Origin of the sequence: Nonomuraea glycinis (assembly GCF_035920485.1) — a bacterium.
Classification (GTDB): Bacteria; Actinomycetota; Actinomycetes; order Streptosporangiales; family Streptosporangiaceae; genus Nonomuraea; species Nonomuraea glycinis.
Window position 1 is genome coordinate 4,212,287 of record NZ_CP109166.1, and the last position, 19,019, is coordinate 4,231,305.

18 protein-coding genes are annotated in these 19,019 nt (G+C 71.6%); 12 read left to right on the forward strand and 6 right to left on the reverse strand.

The genetic code is table 11. The features are described 5' to 3' along the window. The first annotated feature begins 1 nt into the window (after nucleotide 1). From OHA68_RS20035 to OHA68_RS20075, 9 genes are all read left to right on the forward strand, one after another. Nucleotides 2–844 (forward strand): type II secretion system F family protein, encoded by an 843-nt coding sequence (locus OHA68_RS20035; RefSeq protein ID WP_327108983.1) that lies wholly within the window; start codon nucleotides 2–4, stop codon nucleotides 842–844. Then, nucleotides 837–1,754 (forward strand): type II secretion system F family protein, encoded by a 918-nt coding sequence (locus tag OHA68_RS20040; RefSeq protein WP_327108984.1) that lies wholly within the window; start codon nucleotides 837–839, stop codon nucleotides 1,752–1,754. Before OHA68_RS20035 ends, OHA68_RS20040 begins: the two co-directional genes overlap by 8 nt. Beyond that, nucleotides 1,754–1,981: a hypothetical protein gene (locus OHA68_RS20045; RefSeq protein WP_189144540.1), complete on the forward strand. Its 228-nt coding sequence runs from the start codon at nucleotides 1,754–1,756 to the stop codon at nucleotides 1,979–1,981. Before OHA68_RS20040 ends, OHA68_RS20045 begins: the two co-directional genes overlap by 1 nt. Before the next feature lie 59 nt (nucleotides 1,982–2,040). After that, complete coding sequence (locus OHA68_RS20050; RefSeq protein ID WP_225278189.1) at nucleotides 2,041–2,472, forward strand: TadE family protein; 432 nt, start codon at nucleotides 2,041–2,043, stop codon at nucleotides 2,470–2,472. Nucleotides 2,473–2,498: 26 nt separating this feature from the next. Continuing rightward, on the forward strand, nucleotides 2,499–2,870 hold the full coding sequence (locus OHA68_RS20055; protein WP_327108985.1) for a TadE/TadG family type IV pilus assembly protein: 372 nt from the start codon (nucleotides 2,499–2,501) through the stop codon (nucleotides 2,868–2,870). Then, nucleotides 2,867–3,340 (forward strand): flp pilus-assembly TadE/G-like family protein, encoded by a 474-nt coding sequence (locus tag OHA68_RS20060; protein WP_327108986.1) that lies wholly within the window; start codon nucleotides 2,867–2,869, stop codon nucleotides 3,338–3,340. Before OHA68_RS20055 ends, OHA68_RS20060 begins: the two co-directional genes overlap by 4 nt. A 110-nt stretch (nucleotides 3,341–3,450) precedes the next feature. Then, nucleotides 3,451–6,147 carry a BTAD domain-containing putative transcriptional regulator gene (locus OHA68_RS20065; protein ID WP_327108987.1) on the forward strand — a complete coding sequence of 899 codons (2,697 nt, stop codon included), beginning with the start codon at nucleotides 3,451–3,453 and terminating at the stop codon, nucleotides 6,145–6,147. After that, a complete protein-coding gene (locus tag OHA68_RS20070) occupies nucleotides 6,144–6,743 on the forward strand; it encodes a hypothetical protein (RefSeq protein ID WP_327108988.1) in 600 nt (199 codons plus the stop codon). The genes OHA68_RS20065 and OHA68_RS20070 overlap by 4 nt, the downstream gene beginning before the upstream one ends. Beyond that, nucleotides 6,743–7,678 carry a hypothetical protein gene (locus tag OHA68_RS20075; protein ID WP_327108989.1) on the forward strand — a complete coding sequence of 312 codons (936 nt, stop codon included), beginning with the start codon at nucleotides 6,743–6,745 and terminating at the stop codon, nucleotides 7,676–7,678. Before OHA68_RS20070 ends, OHA68_RS20075 begins: the two co-directional genes overlap by 1 nt. Before the next feature lie 48 nt (nucleotides 7,679–7,726). Here the strand turns inward: OHA68_RS20075 and OHA68_RS20080 are convergent, their stop codons facing one another. The 5 genes from OHA68_RS20080 to OHA68_RS20100 form a co-directional block, all read right to left on the reverse strand. Then, nucleotides 7,727–8,227, reverse strand: a complete 501-nt coding sequence (locus tag OHA68_RS20080; protein WP_327108990.1) for a methylated-DNA--[protein]-cysteine S-methyltransferase — start codon at nucleotides 8,225–8,227, stop codon at nucleotides 7,727–7,729. Beyond that, complete coding sequence (locus tag OHA68_RS20085) at nucleotides 8,224–9,687, reverse strand: AlkA N-terminal domain-containing protein (RefSeq protein ID WP_327108991.1); 1,464 nt, start codon at nucleotides 9,685–9,687, stop codon at nucleotides 8,224–8,226. Before OHA68_RS20085 ends, OHA68_RS20080 begins: the two co-directional genes overlap by 4 nt. A gap of 242 nt (nucleotides 9,688–9,929) precedes the next feature. Continuing rightward, entirely contained in the window at nucleotides 9,930–10,871 is a 942-nt protein-coding gene (locus OHA68_RS20090; protein ID WP_189144546.1) for an NYN domain-containing protein, read from the reverse strand. A gap of 107 nt (nucleotides 10,872–10,978) precedes the next feature. Next, nucleotides 10,979–11,179 carry an acyl-CoA carboxylase subunit epsilon gene (locus tag OHA68_RS20095; protein WP_327108992.1) on the reverse strand — a complete coding sequence of 67 codons (201 nt, stop codon included), beginning with the start codon at nucleotides 11,177–11,179 and terminating at the stop codon, nucleotides 10,979–10,981. Beyond that, complete coding sequence (locus OHA68_RS20100; protein WP_327108993.1) at nucleotides 11,176–12,762, reverse strand: acyl-CoA carboxylase subunit beta; 1,587 nt, start codon at nucleotides 12,760–12,762, stop codon at nucleotides 11,176–11,178. The genes OHA68_RS20095 and OHA68_RS20100 overlap by 4 nt, the downstream gene beginning before the upstream one ends. Before the next feature lie 36 nt (nucleotides 12,763–12,798). Here OHA68_RS20100 and OHA68_RS20105 point away from each other — a divergent pair, with 36 nt between their 5' ends. The 3 genes from OHA68_RS20105 to OHA68_RS20115 all read left to right on the forward strand — a co-directional run bounded on the left by OHA68_RS20105 (nucleotide 12,799) and on the right by OHA68_RS20115 (nucleotide 17,833). Then, nucleotides 12,799–13,569: an ABC transporter ATP-binding protein gene (locus OHA68_RS20105; RefSeq protein ID WP_327108994.1), complete on the forward strand. Its 771-nt coding sequence runs from the start codon at nucleotides 12,799–12,801 to the stop codon at nucleotides 13,567–13,569. Further along, a complete protein-coding gene (locus tag OHA68_RS20110; protein WP_327108995.1) occupies nucleotides 13,566–15,143 on the forward strand; it encodes a hypothetical protein in 1,578 nt (525 codons plus the stop codon). Before OHA68_RS20105 ends, OHA68_RS20110 begins: the two co-directional genes overlap by 4 nt. A 68-nt stretch (nucleotides 15,144–15,211) precedes the next feature. Further along, entirely contained in the window at nucleotides 15,212–17,833 is a 2,622-nt protein-coding gene (locus tag OHA68_RS20115) for a phosphoenolpyruvate carboxylase (protein ID WP_327108996.1), read from the forward strand. An 11-nt stretch (nucleotides 17,834–17,844) separates the two neighbouring features. Here OHA68_RS20115 and OHA68_RS20120 read toward each other — a convergent pair whose 3' ends face one another. Next, nucleotides 17,845–18,993 carry a DUF418 domain-containing protein gene (locus OHA68_RS20120; protein ID WP_327108997.1) on the reverse strand — a complete coding sequence of 383 codons (1,149 nt, stop codon included), beginning with the start codon at nucleotides 18,991–18,993 and terminating at the stop codon, nucleotides 17,845–17,847. Nucleotides 18,994–19,019: the final 26 nt, after the last annotated feature.

The following is a 19,019-nucleotide window of genomic DNA, read 5'->3' on the forward strand; positions in this document are numbered from 1 at the left end:
CATGATCACTTTCGACCCGCTGGCGCTGCTGTCCGGCGCCCTCACCGGCGCCGGCCTCTTCCTGCTGTTCCTCTCCCTGTACGGCCTGCGCCCCCGCCCTTCGCAGCCCAAGCGCCGCATGGTCCAGGTGCTGTCCACCCGCGTCGCCGTCGCCGGGGTCGCGGCCACCGTGGTGCTGGTCGTCACCGGCTGGCCGGTCGTGGCCGTCGGGACCGTCGCGCTGGTCTTCGCCTGGCGCGGCCTGTCCGGCGGCGCCGCCGAGGAGCGGGGGGCGATGCACCGCCTGGAGGGCCTGGCCGCCTGGACGGAGTCGCTGCGCGACACGATCGCCGGCGCGGCCGGGCTGGAGCAGGCCATCCCGTCCTCGATCAGGGCCGCGGCCCCGACGCTCCGCCCCCATCTGCGCGCGCTGGTCGACCGCCTGCACACCAGGATGGCGCTGCCGGACGCGCTCGCCCTGTTCGCCGACGAGCTCGACGACCCCTCGGCCGACCTGGTGGTGGCCGCACTGGTGCTCAACTCCAGGCTGCGCGGCCCCGGCCTGCGCGACGTGCTCGGCGCGCTGGCCGTGTCGGCGCGCGAGGAGCTCGACATGCGCCGCCGCGTCGAGGCCGAACGCCGCGCGACCCGGCGCAGCGTGCAGATCGTGGTGATCACCGCACTGGCCTTCGCCGCGCTGCTGGTCATCTTCAACCCCGAGTACGTCGGCGAGTACGACAACCTGCTCGGCCAGGCGGTGCTCGTCATCGTGGCCGGCCTGTTCGGCGCCGGATTCGCCTGGATGCGGCGCCTGGCCAGGTTCGACAAGCCCACGCGACTGCTCGTCGGAGGCGACCATGGTTGAGGGCGTGCTGGCGGGCGGCGTGGCGGGCCTCGGCCTGTTCCTGCTGCTGAAGGCGCTGTTCCCGGCCCGGCCGGGACTGGTGGCCAGGCTGCTCGCGCTGGACGAGGTGCGGGAGAGCTCCGACGCGCCCCGCATCCTGCTGCTGCCGGAGGAGGAGGTCAGCGCCTTCCGGCGGGGGCTCGGCCTGCGGCTGGCCCGCCTCTACGGCTCCCGTGGCTGGCATGTCCGCTCGACCAAGTCGGACCTGGCGCTGGTGGGACGCTCGTTCGAGGGCTTCCTGGCGACCAAGGCGCTGCTCGCGGCCAGCGGGCTGCTGGCCTTTCCGGTGCTGTTCGGCTGGCTGCTGCTGATGGGCTGGGGCGCCTCGCCGACCATCCCGTTCTGGGTGGCCGTACTCGCGTCGTTCGTCTTCTTCTTCCTGCCCGACCTGCAGATCAAGAAGGAAGCCGCGGCGCGCAGACGCGACTTCCGGCACGTCGTCGGCGCGTTCCTGGACCTGGTGTCGATGAACCTCGCCGGCGGCAGGGGCGTGCCCGAGGCGCTGATGATGGCCGTGTCGATCAGCGGCGAGCAGCCCAACTGGGCGATGGCCCGCATCCGGGACGCGCTGCAGGGGGCCAGGATCGTCGGCATCACCCCCTGGCAGGCGCTCGGCCAGCTCGGCGAGGAGCTCAACATCGACGAGCTGCGGGACCTGTCCGCCGCGCTCGGCCTGGTCGCCGACGACGGGGCCAAGGTACGCAGCTCGCTGACCGCCAGGGCCGCCACCCTGCGCCGCCGCGAGCTGGCGGAGATCGAGGGCCGGGCCGGCGAACGGTCCCAGTCGATGCTGGTCGCCCAGCTCCTCCTCTGCGCGGGATTTGTCATCTTTCTCAGTTTTCCGGCCGCTATGAAGATGTTGGGGTCCTGATGAACCATCCGTGGATCATTTACCTGGTCGCGTACCTGAGTGTGCGCATGCACCGCGCCCGCACCGCGCCGAGCCGTGGCGCCTCCGCCGTCGAGTGGGTCATCATCACGGCCATCATCGCCGGCGTCGCCCTCGGCCTGGCCACGCTGATCAGCCAGCTCGTGACGGAGAAGCAGGGCGACATTCAGGACTCGTTCGGCGGCGGTGGCGGTGACGGGGACACGTGACCCGCTCCAAGCGCGGTGACCGAGGCGCGCCGGCGATCGGGAAACGCGGTGATCGAGGAGTGTCGGCGATCGGGAAGCGCGGTGATCGAGGGGTGTCGGCGATCGAGCTGGCCCTGCTCATGCCGGTCATCCTGGCCACCGTGCTGCTCATCGTGCAGGTCACCCTCTGGTTCCACGGCCGCCAGGTGGCGGAGGCGGCGGCCAGAGAGGGTGCCCGCGTCGCCAGGGCGGCTCCCGCCGACTCCGGCGGCTGGGAGCAGGAGGCCCAGGCCAAGGCCCGGGACGTGCTGACGGCCATCGGCCCCCAGTTGCTCGACGGCGCGTCGGTGGACACCGCCGAGAAGGACCCGGACGAGCGGCACGTCACCGTCACCGGCAGCGCCGTCCAGGTCATCCCCCTGCTGCCGGAGCTCGCCTTCACCATCACGGCCACCGCGGGCGGCCCGATCGAGTGCTTCCGCCCGGACGACGGCGGAGAGGACTGCGAGTGAACCGCCGCGGCCGCGAGCGAGGCTCCATGGCCGTCGAGACGGTGATGCTGGCGCCGGTGTTCCTGCTCTTCCTGCTCTTCCTCGCCGGGGCCGGACGCCTGGTCGAGGCGCAGGGCGAGGTCAACGCCGCCGCCAGGGACGCCGCCCGCGCCGCCTCGATCCAGCGTACGTTCGGCGACGCGACCTCCGCCGCGGAGAAGATCGCCACCGACGCGCTCCAGGACGGGTGCGCGAGCCCGGCCGTCACCCTGGACGGCGACGCGTACGAGCAGGGCGGCGAGGTGCGGGCGGAGGTGACGTGCGAGCTGGATCTCGCCTTCCTCGGCTTCGGCGCGTCCAAGCGGATGACCGGCACCGCCGTGGTGCCGCTGGAGGAGTTCAGGAGAGTGGAGAAGTGAGGCGGGGGGATCGCGGGTCCGTGCCGGTGCTCACCAGGCCGCCGGGGGAGCGCGGGTCCATGTCGGTGTTCACCGTGTTGTTCTCCGTGGTGGTGTTCCTGCTGGCCGGGCTGCTCGTGGACGGGGGATCGGCGATCAACGCCCGGCTGCGCGCCAACGACATCGCCGAGCAGGCCGCGCGGGCCGGCGCCGACCAGATCGACGTCGATCATCTGCGCGACACCGGTGAGGTCCGGATGCAGGGCCAGGCCGAGGTCTGCGCCAGGGCGGAGGAGGTCGTCGCGGCACACGGCGGAGACGGCATCACCCCGGCCGACTGCACCGTCGAGCAGGGGCAGACCCTGGTGACGGTCGCCGTACGGGTCCGCTGGACCGCCTTCTTCCTGGCCGCGATCGGTTTCGCCGGCTCGGAGATGGAGGGCGAGGCGAGCGCGGCGCCCGAGGCGAGCGCCGCGCCCGAGGACGGATGAGCCAGACCGAATCAGGCGGGTCAGTGGATGACAGAGCGCCGAATCAGCACGCTGGACGCAAGAGGGGAGAGGCCATGCCGACGCGAGAGCCCGCGCGCGCACGAGGTCCGGTGCATTCTGCCGGTCAGGGGCGCCCGCGCACGCTCAGGCAGGCGCCGCCGCGCGTCCAGCCCCGGCGCGGCCCCGGCGATGTGCTGGCCGGACTCGGCGCGCTGGTCCTGCTGGTGGCGCTGGTCGGCGGTGTCCCCTACGCGCTGCTGAGGTTCGCCGGGCCGCCGATCAGCCCCGAGCTGCTCGACCTCGATCTGCTGACCAGCAGCGTCGGGCCGAGCACGATCATGGCCGTGCTGGTGGTGTTCGTCTGGCTGGCCTGGCTGCAACTGGCCGTGTGCGTGGTGGTCGAGGTGTACGCGGGGGTGCGCCAGGTCGGGATGCCGGCCAGGGTGCCGCTGTCCGGCGGCACGCAGGCGCTGGCCAACAAGCTCGTCAGCGCGGTGCTGCTGCTGTTCACGGCGGGGGCCGTGGTCGTGCCGATCGCGGCGATGGCCGCCCCGCCCGCCCCGCCGCCGATGACCGCCGTCGCCTTCACCGCACCGGTCGTGGAGCAGCCGGAGGAGGCGCGGCAGTCCAAGAAGGTGTACGTGGTGCAGCCGCCGCACGGCCGGCACCACGAGAGCCTGTGGGAGATCGCCGAGAAGTGCCTCGGCGACGGACGTCGTTACCCGGAGATCTTCAAGCTCAACCAGCACAAGGAGCAGCCCGACGGCGCCCGCCTGCGGATGGCCGACCTGATCAGGCCCGGCTGGGTGCTCGACATGCCGGACGACGCGCGCAACACGCACGTCGTCCCCGCCACCCAGGCCAGGACACAGACGCTGGAGGACCATCCGGCCAAGCCGGGCGGCGGCGAGCGGGCGATCGTCAGGGACCACGTCGACCGGTCGGCCACCCAGAAACAGGGCGTCGCCAAGCCCGAGGTCAGAGACTCCCGGCCGCAGGACAGCGTCCAGATGCAGCCGGCCGCCGACGGCCTGGAGCTCGTCGACTTCCTGGCCGGCGCGTCGCTGGCCGCCGCCGGACTGCTGGCGGTGCTCGGCAGGAGGCGCCGCGAGCAGCTCTGGCACCGTTTGTTCGGCCACCGCGTCGTACGGCCACGCGGCGACGCGGCGGAGGTGGAGGTGGCGCTGAGGCTCGGCGCCGACGCCCCCGGCGCCCGCATCCTCGACCTCGGCCTCCGGCTGCTCGGCGCGGAGCTGGCCGCCGCGAACCGCACCCCGCCGACCGTCTACGGCGCGCACCTGTCCGCGCGCACGCTCGACCTGTGGATCCACCCGCCGGACGGCGACCCGCCCGCTCCCTGGACGGTCAAGGACGGCGGGCAGGTGTGGCGGCTGGCGGCGCACGAGGGCCGCCTGCTGGAGGATCAGCCGGGCGGGGCCCCGTACCCCGGGCTGGTGTCGATCGGCACGGACCAGAGCGGCCGGGTGCTCGTGGACCTGGAGGCCGCGCAGGGGTTGATCAACATCCGTGGCCCGCAGACGACGGCGGCGCTGGCCGCGCTCGCCGTGGAGCTGGCCACGAACCGGTGGTCCGACGGCATGCGGATCACGCTCGTCGGCTTCGGCGAGGAGCTGACGGCGATCGCCCCGGACCGGATCAGGGCCGTCGGCAGCCTGGCGGCGGCGCTGCCGGAGCTGGAGGCGACGGCCGCGCCACGCCAGGAGGTGCTCACCGGCAGGATCACCGGCCGGCCCCGGGACGCCCACTACCTGCTGTCGGCGGTGGCGCCCACCCATGAGGAGGCGCGCCGGCTGGCCCTGCTCGCCCGCAACGACACGGCGGGATACGTGGTGACCGGCGACGTGCCGCACGCCACCTGGACGTGGGAGATCACCGAGGACGGCCTGGCCCGGATCCCGGAGCTGGGTTTCGAGGTGACGGCACAGCTCCTGCCCCGCCGCCACTACCGGGCGCTGATCGAGCTGTTCCGTACGGCGGACCGGATGGACGGCGAGGTGATCCCCGAGGCGCAGCCGCTGGTGGACCTGCACCCGCCAGCGGTGGAGATCAGGCTGCTCGGCCCGCTGGAGGTCGTCGGGCCGGAGCCGATGGAGCAGGGGCGGATGGCGCTGGCCACCGAGCTGCTGGTCTACCTCGCCACGCATCCCGGCGGGGTGCATCCGGTGGTGCTCGGCGGCGTGCTGTGGCCGCGCGGCGTGCAGGCCATGGTCAGGGACGCCACGATCGCCCGGGTCGCCGACTGGCTGGGCCCCCGCCACCTGCGCACCGACCAGGCCGGCAGGCTCACCCTGGGGCCGGACGTGCGCACGGACTGGGTGCTCTTCCGCGAGCTGGTACGCCGCTCGCACGATGATCCGACGGCCCGTGCCCTGCTGCTGGAAAGGGCGCTCGGCCTGGTCAGCGGCCCGTTGCTGAGCGGGCGGCCGGAGGGCCGCTACGCGTGGCTGGCGGGCGACGAGCTGGAGTACGACGTGTCGGCCGAGGTCGCCGACGCCGCGCACCGGCTCTGCGAGCTCCGCCTCGCCGAGGGCGACCCCGACGCCGCCATCGCCGCCGTACGGGCCGGGCTGCTGCTGGCCACCGACGACGAGAGTCTCTGGCGCGACCTGCTGCGGGCCACGCACGCCACCGGTGACCTGGGCCGGCTGCGTGCCGTCGTGGAGGGGTTGACCAGGCGATCCGCCTCCCATCCGCACAGCGGCGGGATGGCCCCCGAAACCGAGGCGCTGATCGACGAGCTGCTGCCGTCGTGGCGCCTTCACGTCGTCAGGGAGTCCACGGCATGAGACGGATGACAGTCGGCTTGGCGCTCCTGCTGGTGGCGGGATGCGGGCAGGTGGAGCAGCCCTACCGGCCCAAGAGCGTGCCGGACGTGGCCGCGAGCGAGGCTCCGAGCAAGGCGAAGGCCACCTCCACCGCCGGCGCGCGGCCGGACACCATCGACGTCGGCGGGGAGTTAGAGGTGCGGGTGCGGTGGCCCGAGCGGGACGACGCGCTGGTGCGGCTCTTCCCCGACTACTACGCGGAGGCGTGGGAGGCGGTCATGTCCGGTGACGACCGCTATCTGCGCCGCGTCGAGCCCGCCTACGCGGGTGAGGCGGCCGCCTGGGTGCGCAACTTCACCGACAAGAAGCAGTCGGTCAGCGGTGTCGTACGACTCTTCCGCCTGCGGGTGAAGGCGGTCGTGGGCCGGGGCGCCGAGCTCAACGTGTGCGTGGACGAGACGAAGATGAAGCTGGTCTCCACGAGCACCGGCGAGCCCATCAGCCCGCAGCCCGACTCCAGCAGCGCCCCCTACCTCCAGATCGTGCTCGCCCATCGCGACGACGACGGGGTGTGGCGCATCAGGCAGTTCAGCCACAGCAAGGAAGGGTGCAGTTGATGAAAGGCCTGCTTCCCGTGCTCGTCGCCGGATCGGTGCTGTTCGCGGGCGGCACCGCGCCGCCCACCGCGCCCCCGAGAGGCGTGGAGTCCGAGGGTTTCCAGAACGGGAACACCCGGGAACTCGTCCTGCGGCACTCCAAGATCCGCATCACCGGCGACGGCGCCAAGGGCGGCAAGAGCGACGGTTACCAGCTCAAGAGTCCCTGCTGGTACGAGCCCGGCCTGGACGCGGAGAAGATGCTGGCGTTCATGTCGGACGCGCGGGCCAACGCCTCCAGGATCCAGCGTGACGAGGAGGGCTTCAACGCCTTCATCAAGCAGTTCAAGGACAAGGTGGGGCAGCCGGGACTGTGGTGGACGCCCGCCTACAACGCGGGCGACCCCAAGGGCGCGGCCTGCTGGGCGGGGCTCGAACTGTTCGTGTTCGTGGAGCCCAACGCCACCCCGCCCAGCGGGATCACCTTCCAGGAGCTCGCCGAGGTGGCCAGGGCCGCGCTGACCGTGCCCCAGGGCACGATCAAGCTCAACCCGGACGCCAGTAGCTACGTCAACCTGCCCACGTTCGTCTGGCTTGAGGACATCGGCCAGCCGCGGCGCACGGTCACCGCGACGCTGCCGGGCGTGATGAGCGCCACCGTGGTGGCCACCCTCTCCGACATCAAGATCAAGGCGGGTACGGACCGGGCCGAGGTGGTGGAGAAGGGGTGCGGCGCGTCGGGCAAGCCGTACGCGAAGAACGCCGAGTTCACCTGCGGGGTGCGTTACGAGCGTGCCTCCATCGACCAGCCGCGCCAGGTCTACGAGCTGACCGTGACGAGTGTCTGGCCGGTGGCGGTGACCGGAGGGGCGCAGAATGTCCAGTTCGATCCCGTACAGGCGCAGGTGACGCGTGATGTGCCGGTCGGTGAGGTGCAGAGCAACGTCAAGCCGTGAGACGTGACGAAGGGCTGGCCCGCCGGACCAGCCCTTCGTCGTGAAATATCAGTGCTTGCCCGATTCGTGGGCGAGCAGCCATTCCTTGACCGGGACGCCGTAGTAGTAGCCGCCGAAGCCGCCCGTGGTGGGCAGCACCCGGTGGCAGGGCACGAACGGCGCGATGAGGTTCTGGGCGCAGGCCGAGCCCGCCGCGCGGGCCGCCGTCCTGGGCAGGCCCGCCCGTACGGCCAGCTCGGCGTACGACACCGTGGTGCCCGGCCGGACCTCGCGGAGCACCTGGTGGAGGCGCTTGCGCGTGGGTGTGCCCGGCTGCTCGACCGCGATGGCGTCCAGCGCTTCGAGGTCCCCGTCGAAGTAGGCGCGCACCGCCTGGGCGACCGGCCCGAGGTCGTCGACCACGTCCAGGCCCTCGGCCTGCAGCGCGGGCGAGAGCCGTACGTACATCTCCTTGGGGTCGGCGGTGAAGCCGGCGGCGACGAGCACCTCGTCGCGGGTCAGCACGGACAGCTCGCCGATCGGGGTGGGCAGGATCTGAGCGTTGATCATGAGTGACTCCAGAGGTGAAGGGCGGCGTAGGCGCGCCAGGGGCGCCACCGCTCGAGGTGTTCCTTGGGGATGTCCAGGGCGGCCATGCGCCGGTCGAGCACCAGGTCGCCGGTGGGCCAGGCGTCGGGGTCGCGCAGCGCGCGCAGGGCGATGTAGCTGGCGGTCCACGGCCCGATGCCGGGGACCGCGAGCAGCTCCCGCACCGCCTCCGCGGGGTCCTGGGCGCCGTCGAGGTCGATCAGGCCGCCGTCGACCCGGCTCGCCAGCTCCTTGAGCGTGGCGATCCGCCGGGTGGTCAGTCCGAGCCCGTCGAGCTCGGCCGCGAGCAGCTCGGCGGCGGTGGGGAAGAGGTGGCCGTCCGCCGTGCGGGCACCGGCCGTGGCGACGATCCGGCCGAGCAGGGTGCGCGCGCCCGCGACGGAGATCTGCTGCCCCACCACCGCCCGCACCGCGAGCTCGAACCCGTCGAACGTCCCCGGCACCCGCAGGCCGGGCCTTGCCGCCACCAGCGGGGCGAGCGACGTCCGGCCCAGCGCGTCGGCGATGGCGGCCGGGTCGGCGTCCAGGTCCAGGAGCCGGCGGCAGCGCGCCACGATGCGGGCGAGCTGCCGGGTGTCGGCCACGCTCACGTCGAGCGCCAGGTGGCCGCGCTGCGGGGTGAGGGTGATCGTGCCGCCGGGGACGACCCGGCTGTAGGAGGTCGCGTCCGCCACCTCCAGCCCGGGGATGGCCCGGGAGGCGAGAAACGTGAAAACGCCTTCAACGTCGTACGGCTCCCGCCCGTGCAGCCGAAGCCGAAGCACAGCGGGCCCCGCTTGTGCGCCTTCAGCACCCGCCACGGTGGTGGGTGTGGTCGCTGCGTCTTCGCGTCGGGCCGCGCGGGTCAGGCCGCCGGCCGTGGCTCGCAGTTCGCTCGGTGTGAAGCCGTACGTCTCCCGCATGGTCGCGTTGAACTGCCGGACGCTGCCGAACCCGGCGGCGAACGCCACGTCCGTCACCGGCAGCGCCGTCTCGGTCAGCAACTGCTTGGCCAGCAGCAGCCGCCTGGTTCTGGCGACGGCGAGCGGCCCGACGCCGAGTTCGGTGACGAACAGCCGGTGCAGGTGGCGCTCGGTGATGTGCAGCCGCCTGGCCAGGCCGGCCACGCCGTCCTCGTCGGCGCCGCCGTCGTCGATCAGCCGCAGCGCCCGGCCGATGAGGTCGCCGCGCAGGTCCCACCCGGGGTCACCAGGGGACAGCTCGGGGCGGCAGCGCTTGCACGGCCGGAACCCGGCGGCCTCCGCCGAGGCGGCGTGCCGGTAGAAGCGCACGTTGCGCGCGCCGGGCGTGCGCGCCGGGCAGATGGGCCGGCAGTAGATACGGGTCGTCGTCACCGCCGTGTAGAACCGCCCGTCGAACCGGGCGTCCCTGGCCGAGACGGCCCGGTAGCAGGCGTCGAAGTCGAGCTCTGTGGGTGACATGCCTCCGAGAATAGGCGCTGGTCAGCATCTCGACCGGCGGGAATCGGACCTCACCGTGAAAGCGCAGGTCAGCAGGTCGGAGCGGGTGACCGGCGGGATTCGGACCCGGCGATCAGGCATGATCGGCAGCCGTCGCTCGTGCTCCTCGCTCGGCGCTGCCGTCGCACATGGGCGTGCTGCGGCCGGGTCGCTCGGACGAGACACGGACTCCCAGGTCTCCCAGGTCGAACAATCCGGTCGGGTCACTTGGACGAGACGCCGACTCCCAGGTCGAACTCCCGGTAGACGCGGGCCCAGAACCCGTCGCGCAGCCACACCCGAGCCTCCGGGTAGGGGCGCAGCGAGTGGCCCAGCTCCTTCTCCGCCTCGATCAGCAGCTCGGTGTCGATCACCGTCGGCAGGATCGGCCCCGGCAGCAGGTCGCGGATGTTGTCGCGGCCGCGCGTCAGGATCCACTTCTGTGCCACGTGCTCGCCCACGTCCTCCACGCGCGGCCTGCTCGGGCCGAGCTTGGCCACCTGGCCGGGCTTGACGTGCGGCTTGACCGGGGCGCGTCCGGCGAACACCTGGGCGGGCGACGGCGCGGCGGCCGGTGGGGTGACGGCGACAGGCTGGGGAGCACGGCTGAAAAAGGGCCTCAGGAACTCAGCAGTGATCACTTCCACGGTGTCGGACTCCCAGACCAGGCGTTCGGCCTGGTTGGTGCCATAAGGCGGCTCAACCCCCCACAGATGGATGCGCACCCCGAACGCCTGGGCCGCCTCCACCGCCGGGACCATGTCCTCATCACCGGCCAGCAGGATGGTGTCGGTTACGGCGTGGTGCCGGGCCAGGGCTTCCAGGTCGCTTCTGATCTGCGCGTCCACGCCTTTCTGCTGGCCGCGCGCGTTGAGGTTGCCAAGCCTGACCTTGACCCACGGAAGCTGGGCGATGACTCGCTGATCGACGGTGGGCACGCGGTCACGGGCGGCGTCATACCAATAGATCCGCAGCAGCTCTCCAGAAATACGTTCCTCTGCATGTTTCTGTAGGCTCTGGATGAGCTCATCGGCGGCAACTCGATATTCCTTGCGTTCCTTGGCACCAAGCAGCACTTCACCTGCGGCAGCGTAGAGATAACCGACATCCACCAGGATGGCGTACTTTGCTGCCACAGGATGCGGCATGAGGTCTGGGATAGCCATGATGTCCTCCAGGCCGCGGCGTTAGTTGATCGGCCGACTATATACGCCTACTTTCTCTAGATAGTCCCAACTCCCGGGGAACTTGACACCCGATTCCCGGGATCTATCTACGGTAGAGCGCTCATCCGCCAAGCCGACTTCCCTGGTGCGAGAGGGTTACGCATCGTTCTCGCCGGGTTTCGCCATGTTCGGCTCTGGCGAGGCGGCGGAGGTGGCGGCTGAGCTCGCCGGACGGCGAGGACCGCGACGAGCGCGGCGATCTCCTCGGGGGTCGCGTCGCCGCGGACGATACGCAGGTGATGGCTCACAGCGGGATGTTCCCATGCTTCTTCGCGGGCAGGGAGGCGCGCTTGTTGCGCAGTGCCCGCAGCGCCCTGACGACCTGGGCCCGGGTCTCCGACGGGCGGATCACCGCGTCCACATATCCGCGCTCGGCCGCGATGTAAGGATTGGCCAGCGTGTCCTCGTACTCGGTCACCAGTCGGGCGCGCTCGGCGTCCGGGGTGTCGGAGGCGGCCAGTTCACGCCGGTAGAGGATGTTGACGGCGCCCTGCGCGCCCATGACCGCGATCTGCGCGGTGGGCCAGGCCAGGTTGACGTCCGCGCCCAGATGCTTGGACCCCATGACGTCGTACGCGCCGCCGTACGCCTTGCGGGTGATCACCGTGACCAGCGGCACGGTGGCCTCGGCGTAGGCGTACAGGAGCTTGGCGCCCCGGCGGATGATTCCGTTCCATTCTTGATCCGTCCCAGGGAGGAATCCCGGCACATCAACAAAAGTGAGGATCGGGATATTAAAAGCATCACATGTTCGAATAAATCGAGCGGCCTTCTCGGATGCGTCGATATCCAGGCACCCGGCGAAATGCATGGGCTGGTTGGCCACCACCCCCACCGGCCGCCCGTCCACCCGGCCGTACCCCACCACGATGTTCGGCGCGAACAGTGCGTGGACCTCCAGGAACTCCCCGTCGTCCACCACGAGCTCGATGACCCGGCGCATGTCGTACGGCTGGTTGGCGGAGTCCGGGATCAGCTCGTCCAGCTCGGGGGCGGGCTCCAGGTCCTCGGCCGCCTCGAACTCCGGCGCCTCGTCCAGGTTGTTCGACGGTAGATAGGACAGCAGCGCCTTGACGTACTCCAGCGCGTCGCTCTCGTCGGCGGCCTCGTAGTGGGCCACCCCCGACTTGGTGTTGTGCGTACGGGCGCCGCCGAGCTCCTCGAACGTCACCTCCTCGCCGGTGACCGTCTTGATCACGTCGGGGCCGGTGATGAACATCTGCGACGTCTGGTCCACCATGACGACGAAGTCCGTCAGCGCGGGGGAGTAGACGTGCCCGCCGGCCGCCGCGCCCATGATGAGCGAGATCTGCGGGATGACGCCGGAGGCGTGCACGTTGCGCTTGAAGATCTCGGCGTACAGGCCCAGGGCGACGACCCCCTCCTGGATGCGCGCACCGCCGCCCTCGTTGATCCCGATGATCGGGCACCCGGTCTTGAGCGCCAGGTCCAGCACCTTGACGATCTTCTCGCCGTACACCTCGCCGAGCGAGCCGCCGAACACGGTGACGTCCTGCGAGAACACGCACACCTGCCGCCCGTCGACGGTGCCGTGGCCGGTGATCACTCCGTCGCCGTACGGCCGGCGCTTGTCCATGCCGAACATCGTCGAGCGGTGCCTGGCGAACTCGTCGAACTCCACGAACGAGCCCTCGTCCAACAGGGCCAGCACCCGCTCGCGCGCCGTCATCTTGCCCTTGGCGTGCTGCTTGGCCACCGCCGCCGCCGACCCGGCGTGCGCCGCCTCGTCGAGCCGGCGCGCCAGATCGGCGATCTTTCCTGCCGTCGTGTGAATATCCGGTGCGTCTGGTATGGGGTCGAGAGCACTCATGCGCGCAAGAGTAAACCCTGCTCGTAGAGTGGTTCCATGACGGATGCGGTTCGCACGACGGCCCTGACCAAGCGATTCGGCGCACAGGTCGCGGTCGCGGGCGTCGATCTCATCGTCCCGGCAGGAAGTTTCGCCGGCCTGGTAGGGCCCAACGGCGCAGGGAAGACGACCACCCTCAGCATGATCACCGGTCTGCTCCGCCCCGACGGCGGTCAGGCCGAGATCGACGGCTTACCCGTCTGGCGCGACACCCTGGAGGTCAAGGCGCGCATCGGCGTGCTGCCCGAAGGGCTGCGGCTGTTCGAGCGGCTGTCCGGCCGCGAGCTGCTGATCTACAACGGCAGACTGCGCGGCATCCCCAAGGACGAGGTCGAGCGGCGCGCCACCGAACTGCTGCAGGTGATGGACCTCGCCGAGGCCGCCGACAAGCTCGTCGTCGACTACTCCACCGGCATGCGCAAGAAGATCGGCCTGGCCGCCGCGCTGCTGCACAACCCGTCGGTGCTCTTCCTGGACGAGCCGTTCGAAGGGGTCGACCCGGTCAGCGCCCAGACGCTCACCGAGGTGCTGCGGCGCTACACCGCCTCCGGCTCCACCGTGATCTTCTCCAGCCACGTCATGGACCTCGTCGAGCGCCTGTGCGACTGGGTGTCGGTGATGAGCCGCGGGCAGATCGTGGCCCAGGGGCCGCTGGCCGAGGTGCGCGCCGGGCGCAGCCTCAACCAGGCCTTCCTGGATCTCGTCGGCCGCTCGCCCGAGCAGGGGGACACCGGGCTGACCTGGCTGGGCTCCGGGGAGCAGCGGTGAGCCCGGTGGCCGGCACGGTCGCGCTCTTCGGCGGGCTCAAGCTGCGCCTGCTGGCCGGGAACCTCCGCGGTGACCTGGCGCGCAAGCTCGGCTTCGCCTTCACCCTGGTCATGGCCGTGGGGCTGGCGCTGCTCGGCTTCCTCCTGATGAGCCTGGTCCGGCTGGCGCCCGCCGACGTCGCGGCCGACATCGTCGTCGTGGTGTTCACCGTGTTCCTGGTGAGCTGGATGATCGTGCCGCTGCTCGCGTTCGGCCTGGACGACACGCTCGACCCGTCCCGGCTGTCGCTGTTCCCGCTGTCCACGGGCACGCTCGCGGTCGGCATGTTCACCGCGTCCGCCACCGGCGTGTGGCCGCTCGTCACCCTGATCGTCACCGCGGGCGCACTGGCCGGGCTCGCCTCCGGCGTGGGCGGCGTCCTGCTCGGCATTGTCGCGGTGCTGCTGCAGTTCGCGCTCTGCCTGGTCGCCTCCAGGCTCGTCACCACCTCGCTGTCCGGCGCGCTGCGCACCAGACGCGGGCGCGACGTGCTGGCCGTGGCGGCGCTCGGCGCCGTGCTCGTCTTCCAGCTCCCCAACCTGCTGGTCAACAGCGACGTGGGCGACCCCCTGGCCCTGCTGCACGGCGCCGCGAGCGTGCTGCGCTGGACCCCGTCCGGGCTGGCCGCCCACGCCATCGCCGACGGCGGTCTCGTCGGCCTGGGCGAGCTCGTCGTCCTGGCGCTCGTCGTGGTCGCCGTCGCCTGGCTGTGGATCAAGGCGCTGGGCCGGGCCCTGGTCACCCCCGACGTCTCCACCCAGGGTGGCACCGTGGGCAAGGGCAGCGGCCTGGTCGACCGTTTCCTGCCCGACGGGCCGCTGGCGGCCGTGGTGACCAAGGAGCTCAAGTACATCCGGCGCGAGCCCCGCTACCGGGTCGTCTGGTTCAGCTCCGTCGTGGTGACCGCCCTGCTGGCGTTCTCGATCGGCAACCAGGGCGACGGCCCGTCCGGCCCCGGGACGCCGATCGCCCTGACCGCGATGGCCGGGTTGATGATCGCCCTCCAGCTCGGCAACGCGTTCGGCATCGACGGCCGCTCGCTGTGGATGAACGCCGTGACCATCGGCTCCGAACGCGGCCTCAGCATCGACCTGGCCGGCCGGCATCTGGCCAACGCCCTGGTCGCGGCCCCGCTGCTGCTGGCGGTCGCGGTCGCCGCCGGCCTGTTCACCGGCAGCCCCGAGGCGATCGTCTGGGCGCTGTGCGCCGGTCTGGGCACCCTGGGCGTCGGATTCGGCATCGGCTCGGTGACCAGCGTGGTCATCCCCTACACCGTGCCCGAGCGGCTCAACGCCTTCACCGGCGCGGCCCCTGGGCAGGGCGGGCAGGCGGTCGCCTCCTCCATGGGCGCGCTGCTCGGCATCGTGCTGCTGTCCGCGCCGTTCGTGGTGGCCGCCGTCTTCGGCGCCCTGTGGGTGTGCGCGTTCGCCCCTTTCTATGGTCTGCTGGCCGAAGTGCTCGGCCGCCGGCTCGGGGCGAAGATCGGCTTCGCCCGGCTGCCCGAAGTGCTCGCGGCGGTATCAAAGCCCACGTGAGCAATGGTCTAGTCCAATAGCCGAGACCGGTATACAGCGGTTCTGGGGGATTCTGTACGCTTCGAAGCATGACTGACCAGGGCTTTGAGCATCGCAGCGCTGCCGTGACCGAGATGCCGGACGAGCTGCGCCGCGACGTGCGGTTGCTCGGAAAAATGCTCGGACAGGTCATCGCCGAGCAGGGTGGCGACGACCTGCTCGCCGACGTCGAACGCCTCCGCAAGGCGGTCATCGCCGCCCGTAGAGGAGAGGCGTCGAGCGACGAGATCGCCGCCATGGCGGCCGACTGGGAGATCGACCGCGCCGTCGAGATCGCCCGCGCCTTCACCTGCTACTTCCACCTGGCCAACCTGGCCGAGGAGCACTACCGCATCCGCATCCTGCGCGAACGCGACACCGGCGACCACGTGCTGCGCGAGTCGCTGGCCGAGGCCGTGCACGAGCTCGGCCAGGAGCGGGTCGCCGAGTTGGTCGAGGGGCTGGAGCTGCACCCCGTCCTGACCGCCCACCCGACCGAGGCGCGCCGGCGCGCCGTCGTCACCGCCATCCAGCGCATCAGCGGCCGGCTCACCGACTACAACGCGCCCGGCCGCGGCGCCACCGAACGCGCCGAGGACACCCGCCGCCTGCTGGAGGAGATCGACCTCCTCTGGCGTACGGCCCAGCTCCGCAACACCAAGCTGGACCCGCTCGACGAGGTGCGCACCGCCATGGCCGCCTTCGACGAGACGCTGTTCCGGGTCGTACCGCAGGTCTACCGCTCGCTGGACGCCGCGCTCAGCGACGCGACCGGCACCCGCCCGCCCCTGGCCAGGCCCTTCATCCGCTACGGAAGCTGGATCGGCGGCGACCGCGACGGCAACCCCAACGTCACCTCCAAGGTCACCCGCGAGACCATCCAGATCCAGTCCGAGCACGTGCTCAACGCGCTGGAGACCGCCTGCTCCCGGATCGCCCGTACGCTCACGGCCGCCGCCCCGTTCGCCCCCGCCTCGCCGGAGCTGCGCGCGGCGCTGGACGCCGTCGTCGACGCCCACCCCGAGATCGTCTCCGAGCTGGCCACCCGCTCCCCGCAGGAACCGCACCGGCAGTGGATGCTGTTCGTCGCCACCCGCATCGCCGCCACCCGCCGCCGTAACCTCGACCTGGGCTATCGCGCCCCCGCCGAGCTGCTCGCCGACCTGCGGCTGGCTCAGGAGTCGCTGTCCCAGCACGCCGTACGGCAGGCGTACGGAGAGTTGCAGCACCTCATCTGGCAGGTGGAGACGTTCGGCTTCCACCTGGCCGAGCTGGAGGTTCGCCAGCACTCCGAGGTGCACGCGGCCGCGCTGGAGGAGCTACGCGCCGGCGGCGAGCTGTCCGAGCGCACCGAGGAGGTGCTGGCCACGATCCGGGTCATCGCCTGGATCCAGGAGCGGTTCGGCGTCACCGCCTGCTCCCGCTACGTGGTCTCCTTCACCCGCTCGGCCGAGGACATCGCCGCCGTCTACGAGCTCGCCGGCCACGCCCTCGGCTCCCGCGGCGTCGTCCTGGACGTGGTCCCGCTGTTCGAGTCCGGCGAGGACCTGGCCAACTCCCCGCGCGTGCTCGCCGGCATGCTGGAGATCCCGCAGATCCAGCAGCGCCTCGCCGACACCGGCCGGCGCCTGGAGATCATGCTCGGCTACTCCGACTCGGCCAAGGAGCTCGGCCCGGCCGCCGCCACCCTGCGCCTGTACGAAGCGCAGGAGCAGCTCACCGCGTGGGCCGCCGAGCACGACGTCAAGCTGCGCATGTTCCACGGCAGGGGCGGCGCGCTCGGCCGAGGCGGCGGCCCCGCCAACCGCGCCGTGCTGGCCCAGGCCCCCGGCTCGGTGGCCGGCCGCTTCAAGGTCACCGAGCAGGGTGAGGTCATCTTCGCCCGTTACGGCCACACCGAGATCGCCCGCCGGCACATGGAGCAGGTCACCAACGCCGTCCTCATGGCCTCGTCCCCCACGATCGGCTCCCGCACCGCCGGGGCCGCCGACCGCTTCCGCCCGCTCGCCGAGCAGGTCGCCGCCGCCTCGGAGGAGGCGTACCGCGCCCTGACCGAGGCCCCCGGCTTCCCTGAGTGGTTCGCCCTGGTGAGCCCGCTGGAGGAGATCGGCTCCCTGCGCCTCGGCTCCCGCCCCGCCCGCCGCGGCCTCGGCGCCCCGCGCTCGCTCGACGACCTGCGGGCCATCCCCTGGGTCTTCGCCTGGGCCCAGACCCGCGTCAACCTCCCCGGCTGGTACGGCCTCGGCACCGGCCTGGCGTCGGCCGACTCCCTGGACGAGCTGCGGGCGGCCTACGCCGAATGGCCGCTGTTCAACGCCCTGCTGGACAACGCCGAGATGTCCCTGGCCAAGACCGACCGCTCGATCGCCGAACGCTACCTGGCGCTCGGCGGCCGCAAGGACTTCGCCGACCAGGTCCTGACCGAGTACGACCGCACCCGCGCCCTGGTGCTGCAGGTGACCGGGCACCGGCGCCTCCTGGAGAACCGCAAGGTCCTCTCCCGCGCCGTCCAACTCCGCGACCCGTACGTGGACGCCCTCTCCCACCTGCAACTTCGCGCCCTGACGGCCCTCCGCACCGGCGACCCGTCGGAGCACGAGCGCGAGCGCCTGTCGACGCTGCTGCTGCTGTCGGTCAACGGGGTGGCGGCGGGCCTGCAGAACACGGGCTGAGCGGACGGGCGTCAACTCCAGTTCGTCAGCCGGCGCAGCCCGTACTCCACCGGGCCGTACCGGTGCGAACGCAGCCACCAGGCGCTGAGCCCCAGCAGGACCGCGTAGACGGCCACCGCGATGCCCATCACGCCCAGTGGTGGGACGCTCCCCGCGAGGGCCAGGCCGTATCCGGTGAAGACCAGGCAGACCAGGACGGACTGCCCGATGTAGTTGGAGGCGGCCATCCGGCCGGCGGGGGTGAGGGCGCCGGCGAGCGCCGGATACCGCTTGAGCAGCCGGAGCAGGGTCGCCACGTAGGCGGCGGCCAGCAGCAGTGACGTCACGTTGTTCAGGGCCAGGGCGACCAGGGCCGTCGCGTCCTCGCCGGCGGACTTCCAGGCGTAGAAGACCCCGCTGGGCACGCCGACGCCGAAGCCGATCCACTGGATCCGGGGGAGCAGGTGCGCCCACCGCTCCGGCTCCTCCAGCAGCTTCGCCTTGCCGGCCGCCAGCCCGAACAGGAACAGCGCCAGCGCCGTCGGCCCCTGGAAGGCCCAGATGCTCAGGGCGAGCACCGGATACAGCTCCACCTGCAGCGTCAGGAAGTCCAGCGGGCCGCCGGTGACCAGGGCCAGCACCCGGGCCGACTCGGCCGGGTCCGCGACGGGGGCGGCGCCGGCGGTGGGATCCAGCGTGGTCAGCGCCGCGAGCAGCAGGTAGCACACGGTGAGAACGCCGATGATCCAGACCCCGGCGCGGACGGCGGTGCGCGGCCGGACGTCGCGCAGGGCCAGCAGGATCAGCCCGAGGAAGGCGTACAGGGTGAGGATGTCGCCGATCCACAGCAGCAGGCCGTGCACCACGCCGATGACGAACAGCCCCAGACAGCGCCGCAGCGTACGGGCCCGCACGCTCGCCCCGGCCCGCTCGGCGGCCCGCAGCTGCAGGGTGAAGGAGTAGCCGAACAGGAACGAGAAGATGACGTAGAACTTCGTCAGCACCAACGCGTGGATCGTGTAGGCGACCGGGTCCTCGGGCGCGGGGATGCCGCCGACGATCGCGTGCCCGGGGTCGGCGAGAAAGCCGATGTTCGCCACGAGAATCCCCGCCAGCGCGAACCCACGCACGGCATCGACGTCGCGAACCCGGCTGGGAGTGGGCCGTTCGGTCTGTGTCATTCCTACGACGCTAGAGATCCCCGCCA